The following is an 11,072-nucleotide window of genomic DNA, read 5'->3' on the forward strand; positions in this document are numbered from 1 at the left end:
ATAAAGTTTTGATTTTACTCTGTCCATTTGTTTTTCAATTATATTTTGTGTTTTTTTAAGTAAGAGGTATTAGCTCAACGGGTTCTTTATAATGTTCTTGATATAAAGAAATTCCATATTGATTATTTGCTTTTAAATGCTTTATTAAATTCTTACGTTCTAGTTTCATAATATCTTCATAATCCCCATAGTGATCAAGAATTTTATCAGCAAGATCTTTTATTTCTTTCCCAGACACAGGCATTGTACAAAATTCTTTTATTGAACTGGCAAAGTCAGATCCATCCATAGCTTCTTTATATTCTTCCAATGAATATTTTCCATCAGAATTTTTCACATAGGTTATTGCCGCTGGAATAACGCTTCCTCCTTCTTGTGAAAGAACTTTACCATATAGTCTATAGTGAGAACTGAATGTTGTTACAAAGACCTTTAGTTTATTGTCTTCTTCATAGCTTCCAAAAATATGAGGAGCAATTATAGTGAAACCTTCCCTACTGGTTTTATGCTTTTCAATTTCTGTATCATAAACCAGCTTTTCAACATCATCAGTCCCATTATAAGAAAAATTTCCAAGCTTTATTTCTTTACTTATATCAAAATAATCTATTTCAGATTCTTTTACAATTACTTTTTTTGTCAAAGCATCTTCTAGTAAAGCTAAATTATCTACTAGCTCTGATAAATCACCATATTCCTTTTCAAATGTAGACCTTTGAAATGTAAAAGCAGTATTATATTTTGATTCTTCTAATTCTCCCTCAGATTTTGAATTGCGAAATGTGAAGGTTACTTTATCAAGATTATCTATCATAGAAAATACCACCAGGGCATTTTTTCTTGAATTCATCTCAACAATAGAATTTGAGCTAGTTATTGGCCACTTTCCTTTATATTTTTTATCTGATGCTAGTTCATAATATATTGTAAGACCATATGGCTTATTGCCAGTTTCCATTGATATATAACGTTGAGTAAAATATCTATTTGGAACTGGAAGAAGACTAGCAATATTACTGACCTTGCTGTTATCACCAACATATGGTGTTTTGTACTTTGAAATCTCTTCCAAATCATAGGATAACATGTCAACCCTTACAACAAATCCATAACTAACGGTTCCCTTATCCTTAAAATTAAGTCTCAAAACATAAATATATTCTCCTGGATCATGTGGTGTATTGATGTATAGCTCTCCATCCATAAAATTTGATTCTATATCTTCAAATTTTATTAGTTTTCCATCTTTATAAACATCAATCTCTTCAACTTCAAAGTCATATTTTTTATCTTCTTTTAATTTTTGAGTATCAATAATTAATTTATCCTTTCTTGAAGCAGAAACTATGTTGTTTGATTTATATTGAAATTTAATAGGGTGATCTGAATCAGCTTGAATATGCTCACCATCATTTTCCCATGAATAACTACCCACCATTGCATTTTTTATTTCTTCTCCTTCTATATTTATATATATATTAGGAGGAATATTCTCTTTCTTTCCTATTCCCGCGCCTAAATATAGTCCTCCATAGATAATCAGTCCCAATAGAATTATTGAAACTACCATTATAGTCTTTGATTTTTTGTTATGCTTCATTATGGCCACCAATCTTTCCTTTAAAGTCTTTTTTTCTTCACACATAGTTGCCCCTAATACGGAAGTAGAATATCTATTCTCTGCTATAACAGATATTAATGTTTCTCCATAGGCTTGTTTTTCTGCTGAGCTTAGATTTTTAATAACTGCTTCATCACAAGCCAATTCACAAGCATTATTTATTTCCTTTTTTATAAAATACATAAATGGGTTATACCAGTGGATTGAAGCAGCTATCATTGTCATCCATTTTATACCTATATCAAAATGTCTAAGATGTGAAATCTCGTGTAACAAAATATTTTTAAGCTGTTTTTTGCTAAAGTCAATATCGGGAATTATAATGCAGGGCCTCATGATTCCAATGAGCATCGGTGTAGGGACGAATCGGTTACGAAGAAGTTTTACATTCTTTCTTCCATCTAGCAACGTTTCTAATATTCTATTTTCCTCATCAGTAGCTGGCCTATATCCCTTCTTCAGATGCTTTAAAAACCTTACGTACCCAGCTAAGTTAACTGTAAGGGCTATAATTAATCCAATTAGCCAAATGTATAAACCAGCTTCATTCAATATATCTTTAAAATATCTGTTGTGATTAACATCATTATTATATGCTCCAATGATTATATTTTCTTCAGCCCTTGGTGTCCCTGATGAATCAATTGTATTATCTGTCGTTCCTTCAAAGGAATCAACAATAATTTGTTTATTTATATTCTGAGGACTATTGTTATTATAAAACAAATTATTCATTATACTGTCCTCAAAGGAGAAAGGAATTATAAGTCTCAACAACACCACAATCCATATGTAATATTGTATAGTTTTTGATAATCTGTACCTTATGAAGGGTTTGATGGCAAAAAGTAATATTCCAAGTATAGTTCCAGATAAAGAAAGTGATAGTAATAACCTAATTGTTTCATTCATCTTTATCTTCACCTACCTTAAATAAAGTACGAAGCTCTTCAATATCATTATCATTTAATTTCTTATTTCCCACTAAGGAGGCCACAAGTTTTTTTGCGCTTCCACAATATAAACGATCAATTAAGCTTTGGGTAATATATTCATTATATTCTTCTTTACTAACCATAGGTTTATAATAAAAAACTTCCTTTTTAGTGGCTAAAACTACGCCTTTTTTGGAAAGCCTTCTAAGCAAAGTTTTTATAGTCGATGTTTCCCAGTTACTCCTTTCTTCAAGGGTTTTTCTAATATCGGCAAATGGCAGCTGATGACCTGCTTCCCATAAGACATTCATAACTTCAGCCTCTGAATCTGTTATTTTAGAAACTAGTTTACTCACATAAATTCCTCCTTCTAGGTTACAAGCGTAACCTATGTACAGTTTACACTTGTAACCTAGAAATGTCAATATAAATATAAACATTCACATCAACAACTATATAATTTTCTATAAATAAAAAAGGATGGTTAAAATTAACTCTCCATCCTTAAAATATATATATTTATATTTTCATTTTAAAGCATATCCTTAATTTTTTGTTTTCCATAGACTTCTTCCCAATCATTTAAAAACTGCTCAATACTTGAATCAGTATGGGAATGGGAATAAATTCTTTCAAATAGGTCTTCATTTACTGTTACTGCATGGGCTCCATGAAGGGCCACATTATGTACTTGTTGAAGATTTTTAAATGATGCAGCAATAACTTTTGCCTTTATATTATATTCTTTAAATTCCTTTATAATATTTCCTACAACAGTTGCTCCATCAAAGGACAAATTATCAATTCTATTAACATAGGGAGCAACATAGGATGCCCCAGCCTTTGCTGCTATAAGAGCCTGTTGTGAAGTATATATAGCTGTTGCCGTTACCTTTATCCCCTGGGAGCTCAAAATTTTTATTGCCTTTATTCCTTCCTTATTTACTGGAATCTTTACACAGGTGTTTTCTCCAAAATTTTTTACAATCTTCTTACCTTCTTCTACTATATCCTCTGAATTAGTTGAAACTACTTGAATATGAAGGAGCATATTTTCCCCTATTACTTTCCTTATCTCCTTTATAGTCTCAACAAAGTCTTTCTTTTCCTTGGCTATTATGCTGGGATTTGTAGTTATACCTCCAATGGGAAAATATTCTATAGCTTTCCTTATATATTCTACATTTCCTGTGTCTAACATATACTCCATAAAATTTCCTCCAATTTAAAATTATTTTATAAAACCCTACTAAAAGATTTTAGAAGGGTTTTTAGCTTTCTAGTGCATTACTTGTCCACCAGTTATATTTACTGATTGTCCTGTAAGATAGGATGCTTTATCTGATGCATAAAATGTTATTGTATTTGCAACATCTTCAAATGTGCAACCTCTCTTTAATGGAACTTTATCTATATATACCTGTTTGACTTCTGATTCCTTTATTCCAAGTTTCTTTGCATACTGTGGTATAAGACTCTCAAACATTTGAGAATCAAGAAGATTTCCAAGCATCATTGAGTTTACTCTAATATTATGCTCTGCAAGGTCTAAAGCTAAACTTTGAGTAAGTCCAACTCCTCCAAATTTTGCTGCTGAATATCCAGAATTATGTTTACTCCCTACTTTGCCCGACTTTGAATTAATCTGAATTATACATCCTTTAATACCTTTTTCTATCATAACTTTTGCCACTTCCCTGGCACAAAGAAAATATCCTATTAAATTTATATTAAGTGACCATTTAAATGTATTAAGCTCAAAATCTGTTATTTTACTTGATTTTGCAACTCCAGCATTATATATCAATAAATCTATTCTACCATATTTATCAACTACTTTTCCTATCATTTTTTTTACTTCTTCTTCATTAGTTGCATCTACCTTTACTGCAAAGGCTTTATCTTCTCCAATTTCACTTGCTACCTTTAATGCATTTTCAAAATTTATATCTGCAACTGCCACACAATATCCTATTTCGGCCATATGCTTAGAAAGATATTCTCCTAAGCTTCTTCCTCCTCCAACTACTAATGCTATTTTTTTCATTCTTATTTCCCCCTATTGATTAATTTGTTATATGAATTTATAATGGAGGTAAGAATGGATATGAGAATTTTCTATTTCACCTTTGCCTAGGGGTAAATATTTTATATTCTTTTTCCATTCTTTTATCTCCAAATTTCTATTATTTTATTAATTGTTATTTTAGGAATATCTTTTTTTTCCAAATTTATACTGCCTCCAAGGGTTTCTTTTTCTCCATCAAATCTGAAGGTTATATGCCCTAGCCTTTTCAAATTTTCATTCACCACAGAACCCACACCTATTATTCTAAATTTATCTTCTCCTATTTTTAACAAATCATTTTCTTTTATATCCTTTAATAAATTATTTTCTTTATGAATTATACAAAATTCTTTTAGTTCCTCAGGTGCATCGTCTTTAAATATTACAAACATACCTTCATCAATAAATTCCATAGCTCGTTTACCGATTCCTATTACAACGGTTCTGTAAATAAGCTCCATAGATTCACCTCCTCTTTATTAATTGAGCAAATTGCATAATTACCTTCTGCAAAACCATCTACTATATATAGTTTGAAAATCTTCAGAGACATACCATATATATTATGCAATTTTGCCAGATCACAGTTATGAAATTTCCTCAACTATTCTCATTTCTAAAAAATCAACTATTAAAATAATTATTTAGAATAAAGTCCAAAACTTGCAAGCCATGCTATAATAACCGTTGGAGCACCTGTTAAAAACCTTGAATAAAGTACAGATGGAACACCTACTTGAACGGTTTCAGGTTCTGCTTCAGCAAGTCCAAGTCCTACTGGTATAAAATCTGCTGAAGCCTGAGCATTTATAGCAAATAATGCCGGCAGAGAAAGCTGTGGCGGAATATTTCCTTTTCCTATTTCAACACCTATCAAAACGCCTATAATCTGAGCTATTACAGCTCCAGGTCCAAGAAATGGTGATAGTAGTGGAAATGAACAAATTAAAGACAAAATAACTAGTCCTCCAACGCTACCAGCTAAAGGTTTCATAAGTGTTGCAAACCAGTTCCCTATACCGGAAGCATTTATTATTCCTATTAAGGTGGCAACAAAGGCCATAAATGGAAGTATAGTATGTAATACTGTATCTATAGTTTCTCTTCCTGCCTGAAAGAAGGTACTTGTTATATTCCCTATACCTATACCTATTTTAGCTATAATTCCTTGACTTTGCTCACTAATTTTTTTATCATCAGAATAATTCATAATAACACTCCTCCCTATATTAATTCTATGTTTTGAATTTTTACACCAGATACATAGATATCTTCTTTTATAAATTTTGCAAGGGGACCACTTCTTCCCGTATTCATTATATTAATAGTAGGTATTTTCTTTTGAGGATATATACCACATCTTAAAGTCCCTCCGCAGTTTATTATTACACAAGCTATTTCACTATCTTTTACTCCTTTTCTAAACCCATCTACCAGTTCTCCACCAGTAAGCTCTGCAATTTTCTCAGCAACATCAGGCTTAGCTCCGCTAGTTAAATATACTATTTTATTTTTTTTATCATCTAAATTTACAATTATTGGGCCTCCCCATCCCCCTGATCCTTTTGATATCTTTACTGATTTGTAATTCATTTTATCCCTCCTCATCCTTAATTAATTAAGTTCAAAACTATCCTTAAGTTTCACATTTTGTTGCTTTTCAACTATTTTTGTAGTAAAATCTGTTATCCAGCCTCTAAAAAAGTTTGTTACAATACCTACAATAAGATATCTAACAGCAAGGTCAGCAGTCGAAAGTCCAAGTTCAGTTATTCCATTGGCTATTCCTAAGAAGACAAATAGTTCTCCCGGATTAACATGAGGAAAAAGGCCATTCATACTGTGACAAGCATAACTAGATGAAGCATAATAGCTAGGCTTATACTTTTCTGGAAGAAATTTACCCAAAGAAAGAGTCATTGGATTAGCAAATACAAAGGTACCAATTGTTGGAAGAATAAGATATCTTGTTATTGGGTTTTTAGCACTTCCTTTAGCTAGTTTTTCAATTTTATCTGTACCCATAAATTTTATTAATGCGTTCATTACAACCATCAATGCAATTAATAATGGAACTATCCCAGTAACAAATGAAACAAATACATCTCCCCCAGCTCTAAAAAGGTTCATAAAAGACTCTGCACCCTTTGCAAGGATATCAAAAAAATTACTCATAAAAATTACTCCCTTCCTATTTTTTTATTTTCTAATTGATCAAACTGCATAATTGTTTTTTTCTTCACCTCCCATATAAGCTTCATAATTTTTCACTGCTTTAAATATAGCTTTTTTAATTAATTTATTTAGATCTTTCAAATCTTTTTCCTCAAGATTTAAAAGATTTTTGCCATTAAGATATGTCATTTTCTTAAATCTTGCTAGAACTGTAACTCCACTCATGTATCTTACTTCTTCGATATTTATATTTTCATTTATTCTTATTAAAACTACTACTCCTGAAAAGAAAAAGCCTTTATTAAAACCTATAGTAACTCTTCCTTTTTCTCTCATTTCCTTAAAATTATTTTTGAAATTTTTCATTTGAAAGAATCCAAATAATGATTGAAGTCCCCATATTGAAATTCCTATAATTATTACAAGCAATGTGATTTCCATTTATAAAACCTCCCTATTTTAAAATAAAGATATCAATTCTTTAAAATTTTTCACTTTTGCCATTTTTTGAAGAAGCTTTGTATTTTGACCTACCTTCAAAATGTCTTCATAAACTCTTATAAAGAGGTTTACATCTTCAACTATTTCATGGGGAACCAAAACCATGAATACAATTCTTACAGGATTTTTATCCCATTTTACAGTTTTTCTCAGGATTCCTAATGCTATTTTTATTTCATCGCTTTTATAGTTTATAGCATGGGGAAGGGCTACTAAATTATCAAAGGATGTTGGTGAAAGTCTTTCCCTTTCTAAAAGTCTCTTTTCAAAATCTTCATCTGCCACTCCCCGGCTTATACATTTTCTAGCCATATATTTTATTATTTCTTCAGGATCTTCTAAATTTATTTTGAAAAATAATTCTTCATGAAAAAGCATCTTTAGCACATAGGAATCATTTTGAGATATTTTCTCTTTTATTTTCCTATATGCTATTTTATTTTGAAGATCCCTTTCATCAAAGAGTACATTCAATTTTATTATTGGAGTAGATACATTTATATCCAAATCTATAGTCGTAAATATTATGTCAAATTCTTCAAGGACCTCTGGTTCAAGATATGACGAAGAAAAAGTTTTTATATTCTCAAGCTCCCCCAAAACATTCTTTATCTTTATAAGCATTAGCTGTGCTGTTCCAAGGCCTGTCCCACATATAAGGGCAACTCTTTTAATATCCTTGTATTTGAAATTATTTCTTTCAATATATCCTACTACATGCATAGCTAAATAAGATATTTCGTGTTCATCCACCTTTACATTTAGTTCTTTTTCTATGGCTGAAGCTCCTATTGCAGCTAATTCATATTCAAAGGGAAATTTTTTCTTTACTTCTTTAAATAAGGGGTTTCTTATATTCATATTAAACATTATTCTATTTAACACAAAGTTAATATGAATTTCAAGTCCCCATATGAACTCCTTGTCATCCTTCATAAAAAAACCTGTATATTTGTAGATTTCATCTAAAACCTTTAAAACAATTTTTTTTGCTAAAGGTTTTATTTCTATTCCATTTTCGGATTCAATCATTTCTTTTACAGGCTTTCTTCCTAAAAGATGTAAACATATGTACATAAGCTCTTGTTTTGGCAGATTCAAATTAATTTCTTTTTCTATTTCTTCTCCTATTAAAGAGCTTATTTTATATTCCTTTGTAATATTTGCATTTTTTACCTTTTCACTTATTTCCCTTATTTCATTTCCACTTTTAAATCTTTCTATAGCTATTGATATATGAATTATAAGATTTTTAAAGTTTTCTTCGGATAATTTAAAATTTGTCTTTTTAAATATACGTTTTAAAATTTTTTCTATTATTTCCCAGTGCTTAATAAATTTCTTTAGTTCTATTCCTATTTCAGTTCCTTCATTTTCTCTTTTATATAAAATTTCAGAAATACAAAACCTTATATTCATTTCATTTCCAACAGCCTTTATGCCACCATTGGGCTTACCCTTAAGTTCTATTTCATAATTTTTTAGTATTTTTGAAACTTTTTTTAAATCCTTTATCAAAGTAGTTCTACTTATATAGAATCTTTCTGCCAGATCTTCTATTTGTATCAATTGCTTTTCTAAGATCAGCACTTTAATTATTTCTCTTATTCTTTCCTCTGGAATAGAAATATCGTTTTCAAGAGAAGTATCCATAATTTTTTGAAATTTTTCAGTATCTATTTTTCTCATAATATATTTTCTATCTTTCCTGAATCTTATTTCAACCACTTCTTTTCCCATAAGTCCATTAATATTTTTTATGTAGTTTAAAACAGTTCTAGATGTAACATTCATGTATCTAGCAATTTCTTTTGCAGTAGCTGCTTTTTTCTTATCTAGTATCTTTATTACTTTAAGCTCTTTAGCACCTATAGGATAATTCTTCATTTTTTCCTCCCACCTATACTGTATTTTTAATATATCATCTTTATTTATAACATTTAATACACTTTTTTTCTAACTACAACTGGAAAACGAAGAAAACATTTTCTTGTATTTAACTCCTAAAATTTTGCAATAAAAAAACCATTACTTTGTTATTCTGAAAAAGTAATGGATTAAAAGAAAATAACAGTGGCTACCTTGGTTTCTAAAGTTTTATGATCATACATCTAAAGTTAATTTTTTTTATCAACCTCCATACTCAAGACCCCTGTTTTCATTATTAAATTTCTAGTAAATTTATTGTACATTAATATTGATTTTAAATTCTTTAAAAATATATTCATTCTCAATTTAAAGGTTTTATTCTTGTAATATAATCCATATTTCTCAATAGAACGATTAATGGACTCTGCTAAAATAGCTCCACTTCTTAGGGCATAACTAATACCTTCGGCAGAGCTAGGACTAATAAATCCTGCTGCTTCACCAGTTAAAGCCACATTCTCTTTAAAAAGATTTATCTGTTTTAAATTTCTAGGCCTCATAATCCAAGCACCTTCACTTTTAACGCATTTTCCAAATTTATAACCTCTTAATCTTAATTTATCAATTAGTTTTTCAAATTTTTCATTTCCATCGTGGGAATCAAATATTGCTGAGCCAACAATAGCATAGTTTTCCTTTTGAATTATCCAAGAATAAAAATCTGTTACTTCATCATCAAATATTGAAACAAAATGGGGCAGTTCCCTTGATAGCTCGTACCATTTTTGTATGGAAATATATAAATCCGGCTCTTTATAATCTTCAACAATCATTCGTCTTACCTTCGAAGCTCCACCATCAGCTCCTATGAGTAATCTCGTATATATTTTTTCTGTAACACCATTATTGTATATTTCTACTTCAATTTTATCTTCAATTTCTTTATAATCTTTGAAGATACAAGAAGTCTTGATTTCAACATTATCTCTTATTAAAGTTAAAGATAAAAGCCATCTATCGAATTTTTCACGATCTACATTAATATAATGTCTTTGATAATATTTTTGTATTTCATTATCAAAATCTATAGCCCTAACACTAAACATCTGGGGACCTACTATAACTTCCTTAGGTAATCCTAATCTAAATTGTGCTAAAACCTTTTGGGCATCCGGTGCCAATAATCCTCCACAGCATTTGGGACTTTTAAATTCTTCCTTATCCTTTAAATTCCTTTTATCTATAAGTAGAACTTTATATTTTTTATCAAGAATTCTTGCTAAAGTTGATCCCGATGGACCTGCTCCAATTATTACAATATCATAAATCATGTATCTCCTCCTATAAGTATAATCTCATTTTTTTCGATTTTTACGAAATTTTTAAGTGTTTTTATTTATAACTAAATCAATTATATTTTTCAATTGAGTAAATTCCATAATACTTCTTAGAATCTTTACTATTATATCATATTAATTATCTTATATTTAAAGTCTTTAGAATTTAACATTTCTGAAAAAAACTTAAAAATTGGTTATGGATAACTCCCTAAATAATTTCGCAACGGTCTATAAATCATGGTTTTTAAAATTAAGTCTTTATTGCCATATAACTAATGATTTATTATGTCCTAAGCCTTACCTTATTTTTCAACCATACTAATAATCTCATCAATTGTCATCTGACATAGCCTGTCCCATACAATGGTATTTGCATTTTCTAATCTCAAAGCTTTAAATTTATTTATATCAGTAAGTCCACAGAATCTTACCGTCTTTAGTCTAGGTTTCATATCGTAAATTATTATATGATTATTCTTTAGCCTTATTTCTAAGGTGTAGTCATCATTTGGAATAACTTTTACAATTTTAGACACATATAATACCTCCATTTTAAATTTAAC

12 protein-coding genes are annotated in these 11,072 nt (G+C 29.7%); all 12 read right to left on the reverse strand.

Going from position 1 to position 11,072, the window contains the following annotated elements; all coding sequences use genetic code 11:
• Positions 1 to 55 precede the first annotated feature (55 nt).
• The 12 genes from B5X81_RS19670 to B5X81_RS19720 all read right to left on the reverse strand — a co-directional run bounded on the left by B5X81_RS19670 (position 56) and on the right by B5X81_RS19720 (position 11,045).
• On the reverse strand, positions 56 to 2,533 hold the full coding sequence (locus B5X81_RS19670) for a M56 family metallopeptidase (protein ID WP_079494187.1): 2,478 nt from the start codon (positions 2,531 to 2,533) through the stop codon (positions 56 to 58).
• Positions 2,526 to 2,912 (reverse strand): BlaI/MecI/CopY family transcriptional regulator, encoded by a 387-nt coding sequence (locus B5X81_RS19675; protein ID WP_079494188.1) that lies wholly within the window; start codon positions 2,910 to 2,912, stop codon positions 2,526 to 2,528. Before B5X81_RS19675 ends, B5X81_RS19670 begins: the two co-directional genes overlap by 8 nt.
• A 176-nt stretch (positions 2,913 to 3,088) precedes the next feature.
• Positions 3,089 to 3,766, reverse strand: coding sequence for a fructose-6-phosphate aldolase (locus B5X81_RS19680; RefSeq protein WP_079494190.1), 678 nt, complete (start codon positions 3,764 to 3,766; stop codon positions 3,089 to 3,091).
• A gap of 69 nt (positions 3,767 to 3,835) precedes the next feature.
• On the reverse strand, positions 3,836 to 4,603 hold the full coding sequence (srlD, locus tag B5X81_RS19685) for a sorbitol-6-phosphate dehydrogenase (protein ID WP_079494191.1): 768 nt from the start codon (positions 4,601 to 4,603) through the stop codon (positions 3,836 to 3,838).
• Between the two features lie 122 nt (positions 4,604 to 4,725).
• Positions 4,726 to 5,085 (reverse strand): PTS glucitol/sorbitol transporter subunit IIA, encoded by a 360-nt coding sequence (locus B5X81_RS19690; protein WP_079494193.1) that lies wholly within the window; start codon positions 5,083 to 5,085, stop codon positions 4,726 to 4,728.
• 179 nt (positions 5,086 to 5,264) lie between these two features.
• Positions 5,265 to 5,834, reverse strand: a complete 570-nt coding sequence (locus B5X81_RS28645) for a PTS glucitol/sorbitol transporter subunit IIB (RefSeq protein WP_170917505.1) — start codon at positions 5,832 to 5,834, stop codon at positions 5,265 to 5,267.
• Between the two features lie 14 nt (positions 5,835 to 5,848).
• The gene (locus B5X81_RS28650; protein ID WP_170917506.1) at positions 5,849 to 6,217 is read right to left on the reverse strand and encodes a PTS sorbose transporter subunit IIB; all 369 of its coding nucleotides are present in this window, start codon (positions 6,215 to 6,217) and stop codon (positions 5,849 to 5,851) included.
• Positions 6,218 to 6,238: 21 nt separating this feature from the next.
• Positions 6,239 to 6,799, reverse strand: coding sequence for a PTS glucitol/sorbitol transporter subunit IIC (gene srlA, locus B5X81_RS19700; RefSeq protein WP_079494194.1), 561 nt, complete (start codon positions 6,797 to 6,799; stop codon positions 6,239 to 6,241).
• 39 nt (positions 6,800 to 6,838) lie between these two features.
• On the reverse strand, positions 6,839 to 7,240 hold the full coding sequence (locus B5X81_RS19705) for a transcriptional regulator GutM (protein WP_079494196.1): 402 nt from the start codon (positions 7,238 to 7,240) through the stop codon (positions 6,839 to 6,841).
• Between the two features lie 18 nt (positions 7,241 to 7,258).
• Entirely contained in the window at positions 7,259 to 9,187 is a 1,929-nt protein-coding gene (locus B5X81_RS19710; protein WP_079494197.1) for a BglG family transcription antiterminator, read from the reverse strand.
• 230 nt (positions 9,188 to 9,417) lie between these two features.
• Entirely contained in the window at positions 9,418 to 10,500 is a 1,083-nt protein-coding gene (locus B5X81_RS19715) for an FAD-binding protein (RefSeq protein WP_244282168.1), read from the reverse strand.
• A gap of 311 nt (positions 10,501 to 10,811) precedes the next feature.
• The gene (locus B5X81_RS19720) at positions 10,812 to 11,045 is read right to left on the reverse strand and encodes a DUF2442 domain-containing protein (protein WP_170917507.1); all 234 of its coding nucleotides are present in this window, start codon (positions 11,043 to 11,045) and stop codon (positions 10,812 to 10,814) included.
• Between the last annotated feature and the right edge of the window lie 27 nt (positions 11,046 to 11,072).

Origin of the sequence: Maledivibacter halophilus (assembly GCF_900167445.1) — a bacterium.
GTDB classification, from domain to species: Bacteria; Bacillota; Clostridia; order Peptostreptococcales; family Caminicellaceae; genus Maledivibacter; species Maledivibacter halophilus.